Raw genomic sequence first — 19987 nt, 5'->3', positions numbered from 1 at the left:
ATCCCTCAGGCGAACTTGTCCTATATGCGGTGCACTGATCGTAAGCGTTGGCATGCCTAAAGGGGGCTGGGTTCATTTCGAGGGCGGTAAAGGCCTGACGCGCATTAAACACCCTTGCCTGCATCTCGGTGAGGGCTTTAGTAGGAGACGCGACGAGGACACTCCAGATCTTTTTGGCGCGCTGCAATAGCTTCTTGACGGTCAGTAAAATGGCTCGGTCAAACCATTTTCATGGCACCCGAACTGAAATCGCGAAAACTGTAGCTGTACGTCAGGCCAAGTCTGAAATTCCGCTCTCTAGCTGTTCTGGCCTTTTCGCGACTGCCTAGAATTGAGAAGCGAAGACTCTCACCAGTGCAGCTAGAACTCGGGGTTCCAGGCGGGATGAAATCGCATCAAGTTCCAACAATTCGCGCGTCAAATACGGGTGAAACTTCTCGGTCAACAGATTGCCAGCATCAGCGAACAGGTCAACATCTTCACCATCTCCAATTCGCTTGAGAACTTCAGATATTGGCGGGGTTTCTTCACCGGCTTCCACCTGAAGGAAGCCATCATACTGTTCGACAGAAAACCCAAACCCTCTCAGCGCAAGCGCCAAGGTTGTCGTTTTCATTGTCCCTACTCGTGTTGCGATGATTGAGGTTTCTTCGCCCAAATTGACTAGGGACGCGTCAGTAAACCCCATCTGCGCATAGTTCAGCCGCGCCTCCTCAAGCATTCCGAGCGCATTCGCGTCCATGTAGAGGGGCTTGGTATCAGCTTTCAACACATCGAACATGCGCGCGATGACATTGTCATGGATCTCGCCCGGGTCACCACCGAACACAGGCGGCACACCTGCTTTGGCGGGTTTGACCATGATAACTTTCTCACGATCATGGATTTCCTGAACCAACCAGCGGCGCCCTGAAAAGATCAGCATCATCCCGGGTGAAAGGATGTTGTCGACCGGCAATGTCCCAAGTTCCCGCCCGTTTGAAACCAGCCTGTATTCTTCGGGCGTCTTGAACACCGCATAGAAGCTATAATGCTCGACTAGCCGCTCTCCGTTTTGGCCCAAGAGCAACAAACCCCCGTCCGTTTGCTCTATCAAGCCAGTTTCAGGATGACCGAGCGCGCGCAGCACATCCGTAAACATTGCTGTGCTGATCTGCCGAAACGGACCTTCGCGACACAGCACGCTGTAAAGAACATTTGCTGGGGCCCCTCCCCGCTGTGCGATTACGGATAGGATCTGATGCACAAGTGTCGACAGATGCAGCGCTTGCGGCTTTGGTGGTTCGCACCAGCCCTCCAGCAACAGATCAATCATCGCAATAGACCGGATCAAGCCTAATCTCAGACGATCCACAAAGCTGCTATCCGAAGAGAGCCTCGTTTCTACCGCGTATTGTCGCAGGATCGCTGGCTGGCCCTCCCTACGTCCTGAACGTCCCAATCTCTGCCGCAGGGCTGCGACAGTGAAAGGTGCGCCGATTTGGGCGACACAGGTCACATCGCCGATGTCGATGCCAAGCTCCAGTGTGGACGTGCAGACAGCAGTGGTCGGTTTGCCGTTATCTTTCAGGCGCCGTTCGACAAAATCGCGGTGATCGCGTGAAAGGCTAGCATGGTGCGGATAAAACTCTTGGGGAAGATGTTCTCGCTCGCAAAGATCACGCAGTCGGTCAGCGTAAATTTCAACACGTTGACGGGCACCGGCAAAAACAAGATTGTCACTTCCCCGGAGATGCTCGAATAAGTGCGCTGCGACGGCGTCTGTTGCAGACGGGGTGTTGTCGTCTTCTCCACCGGAAAGATATCCACGCAGCTGAAGTTTCAGTTCCGCTTCTCCGCCGTCTGCTTCGATCAATGTAACGTGTTCCGCATTGTCAGGCCGCAGATAAGCGCGGGCGAGATCCATATCCCCAAGCGTCGCAGATAGTCCAATCCGGCGGATGGGCCTTTTGATTGCCAACTCAAGACGTGTCAGCAAAGACCGCAATTGCACCCCGCGCTCACTATCGAGCACAGTGTGCAACTCATCAATCACCACAGCTCGGGTTGCACCGAACAGGCGCGCGATTTCCAGGCCCCGACGGACGAACAATGCCTCCAGCGACTCTGGCGTGATGAGCAAAATCCCTTTGGGATTCTTCATCGCGCGCGTTTTGACTGATTGCGACACATCGCCGTGCCACGGCACCACTGGAAGCTCCACCTCTTGGCAGATGCCTTCCAGCCGCCCCGCTTGATCAGTGATCAGCGCCTTGAGTGGCCCGATGTAGAGCACGTCGAACCCGCCACCCTCTGCTGGCGCATCCAGCACCTGAGAGATCAACGGGAAAAAAGCTGCCTCTGTTTTACCACCGGCCGTCGATGCCGCGACGATGAGATCCTTGTCACTTTCGCAAATAGTCCGAATTGCGCGCGCTTGAATGTCCCGCAGCTCACGCCACCCCTGCTGCCTGATCCACTTCTGGACAGGGCGGGCAAGTTGGTCAAAGGCGCTACTCATCCTCACGCCTCAGAGTTTGAAGCTTATCAGATCGTCGTCACCACTTGGCTGAGCACCAGTCGTTTCCTCCACGTCGCTCATGTCTTCGCCTCGATCTTCTGAGACGTCGATCTTTTCGATCAGGTCACTCCATTCAACACTTGGGTTTTGCTCCAGCACTGACAGCAAGTTCACAAAAGCAGTGACGGTATTGCGCGGCGTCCTGAAATAGGCCTCTCCAATCCGGTCCGAGCAATGGTTCATAAAGGCTTCAAGCGCTGTATCAGGCAAAGCCGTTTCATCGTCCTGCATCACGCGTCTGACATTGGCCAACAGAACAAACAGATCTTCCGGCGTCAGGCTGGCCAGCCGCACAACCGGCCCCGACAAATCGACGAGCCCATCGCGGGCGAAGGTGTTTTCCGCTAGCCGCGATTGCAAGGCTTCATAGCTATAAAGCCCACGGCGCGTGTTCATCAAAAACTCTGGCGTGCCCCCCATTAAGAAGCCAAGATTCTCGGCACTGCCCTGAAGTACGTCGTTCAGAATCCGAAGAATCTGCTCGTAATTCGCATTGCGCGCTTGGGACGATGTCAGCTTGAACAGGTTCACCATTTCATCAAGGCCGACAAGCAGCCCTTTGTAACCCGCCTCGCACACAAATGCCGACATCAGCTTGAGATGATCGTAAACGCTCGCATCATCGACAATCGTGCGCACGCCAAGTGCTTTGCGCGCATCCGTGCGGGTTGCGAATTCTCCCCGCAACCAACGCAGAGCAGCGGACTTAAGTTCGTCATCCCCGTTCTCATGGCCTTCCCAATACCGGCGAATGACCTCTGCAAATTCAAAGCCGCCAGTAAGTTCTTCAAAATGGCTCAGACGCTCACGTATGATGGTGCCCGTTGGCACGTCTTTTTCCTCGGCGTCTCGGTGCGCTTGGCTGACAAACCGCTCAACCACACTGGCCAAAGCACCACCATCGGGCTTTGTGCGCGTTGACAGGTTGCGCGCCATCTCTGCGTAGAGGCCGCGCGCTTGTCCACCTGTCGCGTGAATACGCCGGTCGGGTGCAAGATCAGCGAACATCACCACCAGCCCTTTTTCCAAAGCCACTAAACGGATCAGGTTCATAAAGAAGGTTTTGCCGGATCCATATTCCCCGATAACAAAACGGATGGCGGAGCCGCCGTCCGCGATACGTTCCATGTCCTTCACAAGTTCTTCGATCTCGCGAACGCGCCCTACCTGAATATGACGCAGGCCCAGTTTTGGCACGACCCCCGCACGCAAAGCTTGAACAATTGCATCGCGTTCACGTGGCTTCAATTTAGACATGACGCCCCTCCCCTTCTAATTTTTGTTTTACCGTATCCGCAATTTCCGGAGACACGTCGTAACCATCATACTCGTCCAGCAAGGCTTCATCATGAGTTTCAAAGGCCCACTCGTTGATGGCCTCCAATGCACCAGACGGCATCAATCCATGCTTCCCACAAAGCTGTTCGAACGCGTCCTCGGTCCAGTTTTCTTGACCCACCAAATCCAGCAGCAGTGCCCCATGTTTTGCATCTAGCCCAGCAAACAGAGTTACATCCTTGGAGTCCCTGCCCTCTTCTGCTTCTTCCTCGGCTTCAAATATCTGCCCAAGGACAGAAGACACCCGCGCCGTATCTGATCTGATCGCGGCAATCCGTGATGCATCCAGCACTGGCCCCGTTGCCTTTTGTAGTTCAGGAATGGCCTCTCCAGAATTGCCCGGCTGGGCCGCACGAACAGTGCGTGGCGCGTCTGCAATCTCACCAGCGTGAAGGTCGGAATAGGCGAGTGATGGATCAAGGCCCAATGCCTTGTACACCTTTTCGATGCTGGCGACTTCTTCGGATTGGATGACACCATCGGCGTGTGCCGCACCCACCAAGGCCGCACGCATCGCCGTTTGGTCTTCCACACCAACATCTTTGAGTTTGCGGCGCAGCAGCGTCATGTCAGGCGGCACGGCAAGGAACCAAACCATGTTTGCCTGAAGCCGGTGCCTTTCCTGCTCATTCAGCCCCTCAACAGATGCAACTTGGGTCTCCAACGCTTTGCGTTCAGCTTCGGCGATACGCCCGTCAGCATGGGCAACAAACGAGGCAAGGGCCAACTCCATCAACGCGGTCTGATAGCTTGCCGAAACATCTTCCAGCTTTTCGATCTGCTCACCAAGATCAAATAAAACCACAGGCTCTTCCGCTTTCGGTGAACGCAGTGCAAAGCGAGGATCAGGTGCGAGCCCAAATCCAAGACGCGCCAAAGCATCTGCCGCCCCTGTTAGCTGTCTCTTTCCAATTTTCGTACTGCGCTGTCCTTCGAGCTTTTCGATCACGTCGGCCAGCGGAATAAGTCCGCCGCTCTGCATGATCCCCCTCGCCCACTCTTTCAGCGCTTCCATTTCTGTCGACGGGAACAGGGTCCACAGATCTAGTGGCAAAAGGGCGTGCGCCTCGATGCTTCCCCTGCCCTCGGGGTTCCGACCAAGATAGCGGCTCAGCTTATCAAGGTCGTCTATGACTTCATCTGCAACTTCCTGCGCAATCTCGACCGGCTTCCGCAATCCGGAGATATCAGGAACGGGTTTGCCATCGGCTGTCGGATTGAGAGTTCCTTCAAACTCGCTTGAGGCTGCGCGATAGGTGGCTTTGAGATGTTTGCGCGGCTTGCTGACCTTTAGGCCACTGGGAAAGCGATCCTCAAATCGGATTTTGAACAACGCCAAGAATTCATCACGGCACCGCGTTGCTGGCGTGCGCAAATGGCTTTCTGGATGGCACATCAACCAGCTCAGAACCCAGTCCGCGCTCAGGTTTTCTCCCTTATCAAGACGCGCGCCAATCGCATACTTCAGCGAAAAAGGAAGCTCCCAACCCTGGCGTTCAAAGATCGGCTCCAGCGCCTCAAACTCAGTTTCGGCAAGTGTCGCGATATCAAGAAATTCTCCCAAGTATCGCTTCACCGAATGGTTTTCGGGATAGACGGAAATCAATCTGCGAACTTCCGCAATGATATCCTTTGCATCAGCATTGGATTGATCGACAAAAAATCGCCGTTCTAACCCGTAAAAATACAAGAACATGTAACCCGGATCATAGGATGGGTCAGAACGGCCACTTGCCAACCATTCAAGATAGGTCGCCCTGCTTCGTGCTGAAATATCAGAATACCCAGGCCAGTATGACATGCCCTCCCCTGCCCTATCGTCCCCTGTCCTCGCGACGGAGAGAGAAGGGTCGATGTAGGCCCTGCATTTGTCGCGATAGCCATGGTGATTAAGCAATGGCGGCGTGCCGACATAGACCATTCCGCCAATATCTCGCGCAGCAACACTCGCGGTCTCTGCCGCTGGTATCCAGCCATTTTTACGCGAATTAGTTTGCGGCTTGTGTGCTGTTGGCCGCGGGTTCTCATACCACTTCGCAATGGCCGAAAGTGCTGGTGCCGCAGACTGGCCGGCACGCACGATTTCCGCGTAGTCCTGTTTTGGTGGTTTGGGCGGCGCTGTCGACGATGATTGAATAGCTTTCGCTTCGCGAGTTCTCTCTCGCTCACGTTCGATGCGTTTTTCGTGGGCACCTACGCGGGCCACTGGCTCGGATTGAGTTACTCTTGTGTTTGTGTTTTCCGCTGCAAGCACTTTGGCTTCCACTTTTCGGGATCGTCTCTTTTCTTGCCACCAGACCAAAACGATAGGTAAGCCGAAGGCAAAGAGCATTTGACCGCCAACGGGCCAGCCTTGCAACACGGTCACTACGGCAACCATGCACAACAAAAAATAGAGCGCGTAAAAAAATAGAACTCGAAAAAGCTTTAGTATTGATGACATTAACGAAACCCTCTTTCGGAACACACTAGATTGCGTGATTTGCGATGCAATCACTATCGCTTAGGTAGAAGTACAGTTTCCCTTTTAAATTCAGCGCTCTCACCTTGCTCTACCGAAGTACAAAGCCGCTATACTTAGGTGAATGCCGCAACCCGCTCCCTGCAAAGGGCAATCATAGCCTCTGCCCGCTCCTCGATATCACGGTCCACACCAGGAAGATCAGGCAGAGAAACGCCGTCTATGGCTTCGGCGAAGCCCTGCAAGAAATGATCAATCTCTTCGCCCACACCGGTTGCAGCCAAGCCGGCGATCGCCGCCACCTGCATAAAATCACGACGCCGCAAGCGATCATCTTTGCCGTTCAGCTTCAGGGCCATGCGATCATGTTCAAGACTCGGGAACACCCGCGTCGTGACCGCATCATAGAGCGGCGCGAGGCGGATTGTGCTGAAGCGATCCGCAACAGGACCGGCAATCTTTAGGAGCGCTAAATTCTTCAGGTGCAAATCGCCGTCGCCGATCAACCAAGCGAATAAGGCGCGCTTGATGACCAACAGAAGATCTTCCCCGGCAGATGTCGACAGCGGTCGAACAGCACGCGTTATCCTCTCGATTGTTCCATCATACTTCGCATCGGGGGGCAGATCGAGGACCGAACACAGATCCTCCAAAGCAAAGCGGCGTTCATCCTCTGGCGATGTGCGAATATCGAAACGCTCGACCAGTAAGGCAGGGGGCATGTCATCCGGCATTGCTACCAAAGCGATGTCAGGTGCCTCCAACCCTGAAGCACGGCCAAGAGTCATGGCAAGATACTCAATCACGGGAAGCGCCTGAAATCCGCTAGTTCCCGCCGGTTTCAAAATGTGAGTGAACGGCAAGCCCGCGCTCGGCGACAATTGGCCATCCCGCGCCAAATACATTGGCGCCTTGATCTGAACGCCAGACAGGCGCGGTGTGTCCGCCCGCTCATAAAGGCGCGCCAGCCCTGCCTCGAAATCTGCTTCAAGCTTGCCGCGCCCGGGGCCGGCATAGTTTCCGGTAAACAAACCGTCGCGGGCATATCGGGACAACGACACGGATAGCATGTCTACGGGGAGCGATGCGAGCTCGGCTGCGTCTTCGCTGATCGTAATGTTGGACATATATCGTTTGCCCGAGCGCAGAACCGCACGCTCGTCATTGTCTTTGAGAACCTTCTCGAGCCATCCCTCAGGCAACAGTGAGAGGATGAAGGGGGGTAGCCTGCCAGGAACCCGCTGTTGCACGAGCGGCAAGTTGAAATTGTCTTGCGGCTGCCATCGCCATTCAAAACCGTCATGACCCAGCTGACCGACGATTTGCCCATGCCAAGCAACCGAGAACGTCAGTGCTGCTTCGTTGCGAACATCCACCGCAACAGCAGAACGCAACAAATATCGCTCTGTATGCTCCCCCTCGCGATACCATTTGTTTTCGCGCGCTAGCGCCCAAACCGCATCCGCCGCGGCAGACGGGCTGCCGTATTCTTCAATAAGACGCGCGGCGATCTCGGTCCGCATCCCTTCATCAATCGCGCTGGCGTGCTCGCTGCGTTGCCGAAAAGCTTCAAGAAATCGCTGCCGCATCGACGAGACGGCGACTTTGAACTCCCCTGCCCCATCATCGACAATGGCAGTCGCGACCGCTGGCTGATCTGGCGCTACGTTCTGGATGATCTCCAGAGACCTGATCCGAGTACGCTGATTTCGTTTCCCGCTTATGAATAAGCGACCATCTCGCGTAGGTGCGAGCAGAGTGGCGCTGGCTGCCGAGAGATACGCCTTTGGATAAAGATAATGCGCAATCCGCACCGCATTCCGCAGAACAATTGCATCTATGTCTGCGTCGGCGTCGACATAGATGCCTCGCATAAGTTGAACAAGTTTTCCTGTCTCAGCTTGGTAGTGAGCACGGTCCTTGTCGAGGTTTTCGCCAATGAGATAGAGCAATAATCTAACTTTCGCGCACTTGAGATACGAGATAGTTAGATTTTTTTATGGCACCCGTCAAGAAATTCCAACTATCCCGCACATGACATGCGCGAAAGTTAGGTCGAAAGCGCCACTCCGAAGAGGCCTCACACGTAGCCACGCGCACAAAAGCCACAACCAAGACCATGTTGTGGTCGTTCAATTTTGGTACACGTACCTTCCTGAAGGCTCGTCAAAAATGAGTTGGCAAAAGATATCAAGGCCAACTGTCCCAAACCAAAGAGGCAGAGAACGCCGTGATTGCATTAAAATTGGGTCTCTTGCAGCTTTCCAGAACTGACGAACCATCAGCTACGGCGTACCACTTGATAAGCGGAAACAAAGGGCCGTGTCGAGCTTGTGCCTGGGAGCAGCACCGGTCGATCAGCTCAACTGCCACCGACATCTCCACAGTCGCCCCCTACCCCGCCGCAATAGAATGGAGCGCGGGCCGGACCAGAAAAGCACTCTCAACAGAATTCGGCTCAATCTAAAATCCGTGCGCACCTGTGCAACTCTGGCATCTGGAAGGCCAATTCCGAATCTGCTTTCCCCACTGATCACGCTTTTCTGCGCCGACCAATCCGATTGTGAGAAGGCATCTACACGGACCGAGCGATTGCTTCCGGACCCAACGGCTCCTCATCCGAGCCGGTTTCACCCCAAACGCGAACAGGTCTCTGATGATTCCGCTACCGCAAGAGATTGGATCAGACTCTTCAGTCAAGGATACTGGCACATCAGCGGAGCAATTTGGTCCATCACCTCTTCACTCTCGCGGACCACCGGCATGCGAAGCAGCCCCCCTGCCCTATTCCGATACGACCATCTAAATCATACGAGTTACTTACCCCAGCTTCGCGAGCCGGGGACAACAGCAACCCAAATCAACGATAAATTCGTCCGCGGAAAAGTGGAGAAACCAGCCAAATACGCTCAAAGTTTACAGCTGTAAACTGATCCACTACGCTGCACCATATAGCGGATGACGGCACATTAGACACTAAATAGGCAAAAAAGCATTGACTTAAGGCTGTGAATCGCAGCTTTTACCCCCAAGTGGCGCGAAAAAAGCCATATTGAGCAATTTGGGGCAACCACATGATTCCCGTGACACCAATCGTTACCAACCGACCGTCGGAGCTGGCAACCGATATTTCAGAGCGCCTCACCACGGCGATCCGCGAACATTTGTTGTCGGCCTTCGCGCCCGACAACACGAAATCCCTACGCCTGTTCAGCGCGCCTGAGGCCGCCGAACTCTTGGGTGTATCGGGTCAATTCATGCGCAAAGTGCACGGTGAAGGCACCCTGCCCGAGCCTCAAGAGATCCGCGCTGGACGTCGCTACTATACCGCGCGCGACATCTGGAATGCCCGCCAGATCCTCGAACAAACCTCCCGCAAAAAGGGTCGCTATCTTCCCGGCCGGAGGGATGGAGATAAGCTACAAGTCTGGCAGTTGATGAACTTCAAGGGCGGCTCGAGTAAGAGTACCACGACAATCCATTTGGCCCATTTTCTCGCACTGCAAGGCTATAAGGTCTTGGCTGTTGATCTAGACCCCCAAGGCTCACTGACATCCATGTGCGGAATCAGCCCAGAGATCGAATTTGACGGACTAACTGTCTATGATGCCATTAGGTACGACGATCCCGTGCCCTTTGCCGACACAATCGTCGAAACCTATTTTCCAGGGCTGTCTCTCGCCCCTTCCCGCCTGCTCCTGTCAGAGTTTGAAACGGAATCAGCAGTAAACTCGAGCCCTGATCAGCCGTTTTTCACACGAATAAGAAGTGCGCTCGCTCAAGTCGAAGACCAGTATGATGTCGTCTTAATGGACAGCCCGCCTCAGCTTGGCTTCCTGACGATTTCTGGCATGGCCGCAGCGACCTCTTTGATTGTACCCCTCACGCCATCCATGCTCGACGTCTCCTCAACCGCACAGTTCTTGGAACTGGCGGGTGCTTATATGGGCGTCATCGAAGAAGCAGGCGCGGAATTGCAATACGATCACTTTAAGTTCCTGATCACACGCGATGAGCCGACAGACGTCCCATCACAACAGCTCACGTCCTTTATGCGCGCGCTCTTTCAAGATCGCGTCATGGGCGCGACAGCCCTCAAAAGCACTGCGATCAGCGACGCGACCATGCTCAAACAATCGATCTACGAGGTCGTGAAATCAGAAATGACCCGCGCAACCTATGATCGCGCGAAAAACTCAATGGATGCGATCGGCAAAGAGGTTGAAGCAATGATCCACCAATCATGGGGGCGTAGCTAATGGCCCGTAAATCCCTTCAAGGTCTCTCCGGCATCGCCAAGACGATTGCAGATTCCGGTCCACGCACCTCTGAGCGCAAACCAAATACCAGCGCTCCGGCACTTGGTGCTCTCCAAGGCTCTCTATCCGCCATCCGCGAGATTGATCCAAAGCTGATTGATGAATGGGGTCCGAAAGACCGTCTTGACGGGTTTACAGCTGTAAACTCGGATGAAGGGGGGGACGGGTTCGAAGCCCTCAAGACCAGCATCGAAGAGGGAGGCCAACAGGTGCCCATCCTTGTGCGCCGCTCGAGTAGCGACGGACGATACGAGGTCATTTATGGCCGCCGCCGCCTCAAGGCTTGTCGTGAGTTGGGACTGAAGGTTCGCGCCAATGTCGAAGACCTTGATGACGCTTCAGCCTTACTTGCCAAAGGCCTCGAGAATGCTGCACGCCGCAATCTGTCGTTTTATGAAAAAGCGCGCTTCGCAGCCGTTATTCAGGTTGCGGGACACAACACAAAGACGGTGCGGCAAGTCTTGAGCTTGTCAGCGCCCGGATTGTCCCATCTCACCAAAGTCACCGAGAATGTTCCAGACGATGTCGGCGACGCCATCGGCGCTGCCCAAAAGTCAGGCCGTCCGAAGTGGACGGCGCTTGCAGACGCCTTCATCGCGAAGAAGGTTACCGCAAGCGCCGCATTTTCGATTCTCTCGAAACTGGATCCTGATCTCTCATCAGATGATCGCCTGGAGCGGCTCTTGGCAGAGATCGCCCGACGCGGTGCACGCCCAAAAGAGGGCAGGGCGGTCACGCCCGCACCAGGCGTTACGATCAAATCTAGCAATTCTTCCGTCACCCTTGCCGTTAAAAAGACTGGCAAGGATGCCGCCTTCGGGGCATGGCTCGACCGCCATCTCGAAGACATCATCACCAAATCCTATAAGGAGTTTACAGCTGTAAACTCGCAGGATGACACCCGAGGCCAAAGCAGAAAGGAGGACGGCGAATAGAAAACCCCCGAAGCCGGAGCTTCGAGGGCTGCAGCGCGTAAGCGCCGTTAGACTAGACACCTAAACGGTAGCAGTCCCCGAATCATCGAACAAGAAAAAACGCTTCCGAGCGCATGGGAATTTTTTGTTTGCCGACAAAATCATGAAAACAATGACAGGACTGGCTCCAAATGGAGCCCACTCGCCAGTATATTTGGCGGGGCAGCGAGATATTGCCCCGTCAAAGTGGTCACTTTTGCAGGTCATAGAAGACATCCGAGAGCCCTTGGGGCTCAAGGGGACATCGATTTCCCTCCTGCGTGCCATGATCTCCTTCATCAAGGGCGATCATATTTCTGCCGCACAAGATGACGGGCATATCTGCTTTGCATCAAACGTTGCCTTGGCAAAGCGGACCCATGTTAGTGTTCAAACCGTAGAACGGCACATCACCAAACTCGTCTCTCTTGGCCTCCTGTCGCGCCGCTCCAGCGCCAACGGCAAAAGATGGGCTCGACGGGACACAAATGGCCGTATAGTGCTCGCCACAGGACTTTCTTTGATGCCGCTAGCAGCGCGATATTCTGAATTTGTTCAAATAAATCAAACGCATAAAGAACGCGCTGCTAGCCTATCGATCTTACGAGACAAGTGTGCAATCGCGCTCGCAAGCCTCAAGAGGTATCTCCCGGTCCGCCCAGATCTTGAAGCCTTCTTCAACACTGCTCGAAACCTCCTGCGCAGGCGTTCGCCCGAAGAAGCTCTAACGGCCTTGTTGACGAATATTACCTCTCGCATTGAAGAAGTTGCTCCTGAACAGACAGACAATTTGAGGGACACAGCCCCAAAAAATGAGGGGCACAAAGAACCTCATTTGAATCAGTCAGTTAAAGAAGAAGATTCATTTAGGATTGAAGTTAGTCCAGACGAGATGGAACGCGCCTACCCTAGACTCTGCGCTGAACTGAGAACAGCACGTAGCCAGATAGATTGTGAACGTCGAATGAGCGATATCGCAAACCATCTCGACTTAGGTAACCTTTGGTTCGATATTAAAAAACTTGGTCCAGCAAAAACGTTTATGACCCTAGGTTACTTATTAGAGCGCATAGAAAGCATCAAGAAACCTCGTGGCTATGCATTCCATCTCCTACAAGGACTTACCAATGGGACTTTGGCCTGGGACACATTGCTTCAGCCCATGAGAAAAAGAAAGAGTCTGTAGGGCCGGTTAGACACTGATTTGGGTGGTAGTGCTGTGCGAAAGTGAAAGATGCCGTAATGGGGCTTATCGCGAATCAAATTCGTTTCGCTTGTCTGTCAGCTTGATTTGGAGTGCCGTTGCCCTTGATGCGCCTGCAGCGCGTCTACGAGGTCATATGTTTCCATGCGCCTCAATTCCTAAGAATAGAAAGGCAACGACATGAATGTATTTATCGGACTGGATGTTTCTCTGGCAAGCACGGCGATTTGTGTGCTGGGGCCGCAGGGCAAGATTGTTGAGGAGTTGGACGCAGCCAGCGAGCCTGAGGCGCTGGTGCGTGCGATGGCGTCCTTACCGTACGCGGTCGACGCGATCGGGCTCGAAGCCGGACCACTGTCCCAATGGCTGAGCAAGGGCATCGAAGAGGCCGGATTTGACGTGGTCTTGATGGAAACGCGGTTGGTGAAGGCCGCCTTGAAAGCCATGCCTATCAAGACCGACAGGCGCGATGCCCAGGGAATTGCTCGATTGTTGCAAATGGGTTGGTACCGGCCGGTGCACCGTAAATCTGTGTCCTCGCAGGAGATTCGTGCTTTGCTGACCGCGCGAAAATCCGTTCTACAGGCGATCATCAACATTGAACTCTCGATGAGAGGAGTTCTCAGGAACTTTGGCTTGAAGCTCGGACACGTGACCCGGATCAGGTACGAAGCCAGGGTGAAGGAGCTGGTAGCCCAAAACGACATCCTGTCCGCTTCGGCATTGTCGCTTCTACGTGCCCGGGAGCAGTTGCGGGCGGAGCTGGCGAGTCTGGATACAACGATCGCCGGCTTGGCAAAACTCGACGATGTCTGTCGTCTGATGATGACGATGCCAGGTGTCGGCCCAATTGTTGCTCTCACTGTGAGATCCGCTATCGACGATCCGACCCGCTTTGCGCGATCGAAAGATATTGGTCCCTGGGTGGGGCTGACGCCAAGGCGCACTCAATCTGGAGAAATGGACATCGTTGGGCAGATTACACGAGCGGGTGATCGAGGATTGCGATCCGCGTTTTATCAGGCCGCGATGATCTTGATGCATCGCGGAGCACCAAACTGGTTGCAGGCCTGGGCACTCAGAGTGGCGCACAGACGCGGAAAGAAACGAGCACTGGTTGCGCTCGCCCGACGAATTGGGGTCATTTTACACCGCATGTGGGTGGACGGTTCGCCGTTTCGCTTCACACAGAGCTCGGGCCCGGCGGCCTAAGCAAAACGGTTCAAGGAACTTTCATAATGGAGGCATGAACTACAACTAACGACAGGTACATAGAGGTCCTTTTCGGGACGAGGTTCCTGGAGATGCCGTAAGGAAACAGGCTATCAACAGCTGTTGAATGCGCGTGAAAGATGGGCACCCAGGACCAGATTTGAACCAGGCATAGAGTGGCAGCATTGATGCTGACCACGGACGGAAGAACGAAGCCCGAGAAGGGGGAGTCCTCTGTCCTGAAGTGCGGTTGTAGTAAAAAAGAAAAAGCTGGCTTTTGTTCTTGTGTCTTAAACCCGGTGAAGAAAGAGATTCCCGCCGGAATTTTTGGCTTTCCTGAAACCCTTGACAATGACCCGCCCCATTACAGAAGTTTCCTTCTTGTTTTGGGACTGTCTGAAGGAACCCTTGTGTGTGTTCCTGACGGGTCCGGGTCGGTTTCCGGCCTGTCTGTCCTGACAAGGAACCTCCCATGCAAACAGAAGTCTTACGCGTGCTGCGCGCCGAGGCGCGCTCGTGGTGGCGACATCGAGAGCTTAGAAGAACTGGTGACCTTGATGCGGCGCATCGGCTGGAACGCCAAACGATCCTACGTGACCTTGGCTACCTTCGGACTGCGATCAACAACCCCAACGCTTATGTCAGCTGCGGTGGGGGAGGGACCATTCTTCACCTCGGGCTGACAACAGTCTCGCTCTATGCTCCCGTTGAACGCTTCCCGCTCGCCAGCTTGGCTGTCCGGCTTGGAACGCCGCTGATCGACTGCCGCCCCGTCCGGGACATCATTGCTTTCGCAAACCTGCCCAAGGTCACAATGGACGGCCAGATCAATTCGGAACCTTGGACGGCCTCAAGCCGAGTACCACTCCTGACATATATCGACGCTGCCGAACGCCTCGGCGCTCGTATCGTCAACGATCCGCGCGCAGGTCGCGCAACCTAACCCAACCTTCCTAATCAACTTCAACCGAAAGGAGGCCAGCCATGGCCCGTTCCCGCACGTCCAAATTCGACGCATCAGAAGCTATCACCAATGAACTCATCCGTATCATTGAACGCGGTGTTCTCCCATGGCGCAAACCGTGGACCGCTGGCGGCAGCGCGCGTCCGTTGCGCCACAACTCTGAGCCCTATCAGGGCGTGAACAACTTCCTGCTCACCATGCGCACGGTGATGGCCGGTTATACCTCTCCGTTCTGGATGACCGTGCCACAGGCGAACTCACTTGGAGCTAAGATCCGGAAGGGCGAACGCTCGTCCGTTGTTGTTTATTATGGCCAGAGTCGAACGCAGTCCGATGATGAGCAGGATGCCAACGATGGCAATGCCGAAGAAGCCCGCGTGTTTCGGTTCCAGAAGTCATATCGTGTGTTCAATGCAGATCAAATCGAGGGCCTGCCGGATGCATTCCACCCGGATGCTTGCCCAGTCCCCGATCATATGCCATCCGCGCCAATCCCGCATATGCAGGCGTTCTTTGATGCCATCGATATTACGACGGTCTTTGGGGGGACCGAGGCACGCTACAATCCGCCCGTCGACAAGGTATTCATGCCAAGCATTGAGCGCTTCAAGGACCCCCTTAACTTTTACGGGGTTTGGGCGCACGAGCTTGCGCATGCCACCAAGGCACCGCATCGGTTAAACCGCGATTACGGTCTCAGCCGATTTGGCAACACAGCCTATTCCCGCGAAGAGATCGTCGCAGAACTGACATCCTGCTTTTTAGGGCAGGAGCTCGGGTTCACAGCGCATACGCTAGAGCTGAACGCGTCGTATTTGTATCACTGGTTACGTGTGCTGCGCTCGGACAAGACGGCAATCTTCAAACATGCGGCCGATGCCCAGAAGGCCTGCGATTACCTGATCGCACGCTCAGATGCGGGCAGGGCAGGGGCCAAGGATCAGGCAGCTTGAGAGGTCTGGTGCTGTCGCAGGCGGCGGCACTCAAAGAGTGAAAGCAAGCTTTGGGTTTTGTGTTTTCAATTTCCTTGAAAGGACAGACCCATGACCACTTCCGCACGCCCTCAAACCGAAGGCCCCGACATCGCAGCAATCGCGGCGCAGAATGATGCCTTCCGCAAACTCGCCTGCCTTGGTGAAACCCCTTCGCAGCCCATTCAGGGTCGAATGCACCTCACAAGTTCTCTGGCCATGGCAGAAGATGGCTTAGCCCTTGAGGCCGTGCAAGCTGTGGGTGAGTTCGATGTCTTTGAGCCAGAGAATGATCCAGACGGGTGCCACGACTTCGGAGCCGTGGATATCAGGGGGCAAAAGGTCTTTTGGAAAATCGATCTTTATGAGGCGGATGGCGATTTCCGCTACGGTGCTGAGGCCTCTGACAACCCTGCAACCACCATGCGCGTGCTCACCATTATGATGGCATCCGACTGGTAGGGCAGGGGATCCGACGTTCTGAACATTCGAGGCCTGCTTCCTCTCTTCAAAGGGAAAGCAGGCCTTTTTCCCGTGTGATCCTCAAATCCGGGGATTGGTCAGGCCGTTCCACACGTTGGAGCGGCGCAACATCTCAAAAGGACATCACATGACACATGCACTCAAATCTATCTCCGTCGCTATTGGCGATCTCACATCGCATCCTGCCAATGTGCGCAGCAATTCACCTGAAACTTACGAGACAGAGGCTATCGCTCACCTCACGGCCAGCATTGGCGTTCTCGGCATCATCCAACCGCTGCTGGTGCAAAAGATCGATGGTAAATTCGGTGTCTTGGCAGGTGGTCGACGTCGCGCCGCCTTGAACGAACTGGTCGCTGACAAGGCTGCCAAGGGCTTCACCAACAAAACCAAGATCGAATGCCGGTTGGTGCCGGACAACTGTGATGTGACCACGGCCCTGTCGCTGGCCGAGAACATCACCCAAGCCCCGATGAACGCTATCGACGAGTTCGAGGCGTTTGCGCGTATGATGGAAGTCGATGGGCAGTCACCTGAGACGATTGCCAAGACGTTCGGCACCACAGTCGCGGCCGTGAAGGGTCGCTTGCGCTACGGTTTGATCCATCCCGATATCCGCGCAGCCGCGCGCGCCAAGACGATCACCCTCGATACGATGAAGGCCTTTGCGGACCATCCAAGTCAGGCCGTGCAGCTTGAGGTGTACGAGGCGCTGACGAGCGATGACAGCTACGTGCAGGCCTACCCGGTGCGTCAGGCGCTCAAAACCCGCGGTGTGCAGGTGAGCGACGATATCGGGGCCTTCGTGCGCGAGGACTATGAGGCGCGGGGTGGTCCCATCGCTGCTGATCTCCTCGAAGAGCACTCTGTGCTGGAAGACATCGCCTTGGTCGAGACGATCATGGTCGAAAAACTCACGGCCGCGGCCAAAGAGGCACGGGCCCAAATGGGGTTTGCTTGGGCCGAGGCATTGGTGCGCTACGATTATGCAACGATGGCGGAATATGGCCGCGTCTATCCCGGCCCGGTCGAGCCTGATGCTGCAGGTCAAAAGCGCGTGGATGAGATCACGGAGGAGCTGGAGAAACTCCAACTTGAGATGGAGGACGAGACCCTTGAGACCGATGCCTACAACGTCCTCTACGACCGTGTGGATGCGCTCGAAGAAGAGGCGCGGGATCTGCAGGAGGCCTACAGTGCAGACGATCTTGCGCAGGGTGGCGTCATCGCATCCTGGTCGAACGGCAAGATTACCCTGCATGTCGGTCTGGTGCGGCCAGAGGACAAGCCTCAGGCGACAGCGCAGACAACCAGCGCCGGCGGCACGTCTGGTGACGCAGAAGGGCAGGGCGCAGACGCAATCGTCTATCCCGCCTCCCTGACCCAAGACCTCAAGACCGAACGGGCAATGGCCCTCGGAGCGGCGATGACGCTGCATCCGGAAGCTACACTTGATCTGACATTGTTCAAGCTGGTCACGGACGTGCTTGGCGGAATGAGCGCAACCCACGCCGTCAAGGTCGAGGCCCGCAAAGAATACCGCAGCCACGCCAAGATGGACGAGATCGATAGCACATCGCTGGAACAGGTGGCCGAGGCGCATGACGCGCTCGATCTGTCCTGGGCGGATGAAGCGAAGTCTCCAGCTGATCAGTTTGCGGCGTTCCGTGCCCTTGAGGCGGGCGAGAAGGCCAAACTGGTTGCCTATGCCACGGCCAGCACGACGCAATCCTGCTTTGCCCGCAGCGTTAAGAGCGACAGCCTGATGCACGACTTCGAGATCGAGGTCATGCCTGACATTCGCGCGCATTGGACGCCGAACGCGGCGCTGTTCAACCGGTTCAAGAAGGCGTGGCTGCTCAAAATCCTTGGTGAAGAGCTCGGCCTTGCTCAGGAGGCCGTGACACTGGCCTCCATGAGCAAGAAGGAGATCGTCGCTTTTTGTGACAAGCTCTTCGCCGAGCCCTTTGCGACCCTCACAGAGGGGCAGCAGCGGGCGGTTGCGGCCTGGTGCCCGCCAATGATGCAAACGACCGGTGGCGTCAGCTTGGATGTCGACGCGGCGGAAGACGCCGCTCAAACCGAGCCCGTTCAAGCAAAAGCCGCCTGATCGCCTCAATGACCCGCGCTTGGAAACACTAGGCGCGGGTCAGACCCGACATTCCCTTGCAACACTAAGAAAGACATCCCCATGGCTATTCTCAAGTTCTCCGCAACAGCAGTTGCGGCGCAAATCACGCATGCGCGCTCCTGTTCAACCTTCCTGCCGAATTGGAACGGGCCAGTCGACAAACCCGCCCTGATCCTCATCGTTGGCAACGGCGTGCATCTGCGCTCCAACGGTATTGACGGCTCTACCACCCGTATTGTCACCACCGAGCAGTACGATCCCAGCTTTGCCTTTGCGAACGGTATCAATCCGTTTCGGGACAGCGATTGGATGGCACAACGTCAAATGGCGTTCCGCGATCTGACCGGGCAGTTCTACACAGATATTTTGGACGATGTGCAGACACTTATTGATCGCGGGCAGGGGGCCATCCGACTAGCAACCGATGGACATTCCGTCCGCGTCTTCGTCCGTTGCGCCTCAGACTTCCTGATTGACGGAACCTATGAGGTTCCGTCAGGCTTGGGTGGCACATTCCGTGTGATCCTAAAGGACGCCTGCGACACCTTTGCCATCGTTCAGAACTGCGGCAACTGCGAAGACTTCGATGCCATGCAGCCGTATCGCGTGCCGCTCGATGCACTCATGGAGCTCGAAGACCGGAGGGCAGCATAATGGGTTGGCTGTTTTACACCGACCGGCGGGTTCAGACCTACGCCGACGAGAAGGCAGAGATCACCCGTCTCTGCACCTTCGAGACAGATGCGCGCCGCACGACATTGGTCAAAGCCAGCAAGGTTGGCTCGACGTGGTATGCGGCCGCAAAGGTCGAGAGCCATGATGCCGCACCATTGGAGGATAGGACCTATATGACCGATAAGGACGGGTCGTTCACCTTTGGTGCAGTATTTCTGACCCGGTACGACGACGGGTGCTGGGGCTACAAAGATATGGAGGAAAGCGCTGGTCCTTGCGAATCCCGCGCGCCGCTGAGCCTTCTCAATCTGCTGTCCGAGTTGAAAGACCCCGACAGCTACGCCCATGCTTGGCGGCAGCGGTGTCGGGACTGGGCAGCGATCCCTGACTACGCAGAGGGCGACAAGATCAAACTCGCCTCCCCTGTGACGCTCAGCGATGGCAGCACCTGCCAGATCGTCACAGCAACCCATTACAGGCGTGGGAGTCAAAAACGGCGCTGCTACCGCATTGAGGAAACCGGCAGCCTTGTGCGGCTTTCAATGGCGTCACTGGTGGGATCGACCCTCATCAGTCGCGAAATGGCTAAGGGCAGTGCGGTGTTGGCGGAGTTTTTTGCCCAGCAGGTGCCGTAGGAGCGCCCACATCGCGTTCTCCGCGGTATTCTAGCCTTAGGGGTCTCCTCCGCGCTGCAAAGCGTAGAGGGGGCTTTTTGT

At 55.4% G+C, this 19987-nt stretch carries 14 protein-coding genes; 10 read left to right on the top strand and 4 right to left on the bottom strand.

Features of this window, described 5'->3' with window-relative positions; all coding sequences use genetic code 11:
- Positions 1–325 precede the first annotated feature (325 nt).
- From C8N36_RS18260 to C8N36_RS18245, 4 genes are all read right to left on the bottom strand, one after another.
- On the bottom strand, positions 326–2500 hold the full coding sequence (locus C8N36_RS18260; RefSeq protein ID WP_097806224.1) for a DEAD/DEAH box helicase: 2175 nt from the start codon (positions 2498–2500) through the stop codon (positions 326–328).
- A gap of 9 nt (positions 2501–2509) precedes the next feature.
- Positions 2510–3817: an ATP-binding protein gene (locus C8N36_RS18255; protein WP_097806225.1), complete on the bottom strand. Its 1308-nt coding sequence runs from the start codon at positions 3815–3817 to the stop codon at positions 2510–2512.
- A complete protein-coding gene (locus tag C8N36_RS18250; protein WP_255253624.1) occupies positions 3810–6230 on the bottom strand; it encodes a tellurite resistance TerB family protein in 2421 nt (806 codons plus the stop codon). The genes C8N36_RS18255 and C8N36_RS18250 overlap by 8 nt, the downstream gene beginning before the upstream one ends.
- A 245-nt stretch (positions 6231–6475) precedes the next feature.
- Positions 6476–8311: a type II toxin-antitoxin system HipA family toxin gene (locus C8N36_RS18245; RefSeq protein WP_211318259.1), complete on the bottom strand. Its 1836-nt coding sequence runs from the start codon at positions 8309–8311 to the stop codon at positions 6476–6478.
- Between the two features lie 1122 nt (positions 8312–9433).
- Between C8N36_RS18245 and repA the strand changes: the two genes are divergently transcribed.
- From repA to C8N36_RS18195, 10 genes are all read left to right on the top strand, one after another.
- Positions 9434–10618 (top strand): plasmid partitioning protein RepA, encoded by a 1185-nt coding sequence (gene repA / locus C8N36_RS18240; RefSeq protein ID WP_090270675.1) that lies wholly within the window; start codon positions 9434–9436, stop codon positions 10616–10618.
- Positions 10618–11613 carry a plasmid partitioning protein RepB gene (gene repB / locus C8N36_RS18235; RefSeq protein ID WP_090270676.1) on the top strand — a complete coding sequence of 332 codons (996 nt, stop codon included), beginning with the start codon at positions 10618–10620 and terminating at the stop codon, positions 11611–11613. The genes repA and repB overlap by 1 nt, the downstream gene beginning before the upstream one ends.
- A gap of 124 nt (positions 11614–11737) precedes the next feature.
- Positions 11738–12817, top strand: a complete 1080-nt coding sequence (locus C8N36_RS18230) for a helix-turn-helix domain-containing protein (RefSeq protein ID WP_245910959.1) — start codon at positions 11738–11740, stop codon at positions 12815–12817.
- A gap of 198 nt (positions 12818–13015) precedes the next feature.
- Positions 13016–14047: an IS110 family RNA-guided transposase gene (locus C8N36_RS18225; protein WP_097806227.1), complete on the top strand. Its 1032-nt coding sequence runs from the start codon at positions 13016–13018 to the stop codon at positions 14045–14047.
- A 472-nt stretch (positions 14048–14519) separates the two neighbouring features.
- Positions 14520–14990 (top strand): hypothetical protein, encoded by a 471-nt coding sequence (locus tag C8N36_RS18220; protein ID WP_097806228.1) that lies wholly within the window; start codon positions 14520–14522, stop codon positions 14988–14990.
- Positions 14991–15031: 41 nt separating this feature from the next.
- On the top strand, positions 15032–15964 hold the full coding sequence (locus tag C8N36_RS18215; RefSeq protein WP_097806229.1) for an ArdC family protein: 933 nt from the start codon (positions 15032–15034) through the stop codon (positions 15962–15964).
- Between the two features lie 90 nt (positions 15965–16054).
- Positions 16055–16444: a DUF3768 domain-containing protein gene (locus C8N36_RS18210; RefSeq protein WP_090270679.1), complete on the top strand. Its 390-nt coding sequence runs from the start codon at positions 16055–16057 to the stop codon at positions 16442–16444.
- A gap of 148 nt (positions 16445–16592) precedes the next feature.
- Positions 16593–18575, top strand: coding sequence for a ParB/RepB/Spo0J family partition protein (locus tag C8N36_RS18205; protein ID WP_097806230.1), 1983 nt, complete (start codon positions 16593–16595; stop codon positions 18573–18575).
- 81 nt (positions 18576–18656) lie between these two features.
- Positions 18657–19250, top strand: coding sequence for a regulator (locus tag C8N36_RS18200; RefSeq protein WP_097806231.1), 594 nt, complete (start codon positions 18657–18659; stop codon positions 19248–19250).
- Entirely contained in the window at positions 19250–19906 is a 657-nt protein-coding gene (locus tag C8N36_RS18195; protein WP_097806232.1) for a DUF6927 domain-containing protein, read from the top strand. Before C8N36_RS18200 ends, C8N36_RS18195 begins: the two co-directional genes overlap by 1 nt.
- The last annotated feature ends 81 nt before the right edge of the window (positions 19907–19987 follow it).

The organism is Pelagimonas varians (assembly GCF_003208435.1).
Lineage (GTDB): Bacteria > Pseudomonadota > Alphaproteobacteria > Rhodobacterales > Rhodobacteraceae > Pelagimonas > Pelagimonas varians.
This window is presented reverse-complemented; position numbering and strand designations above follow the sequence as displayed.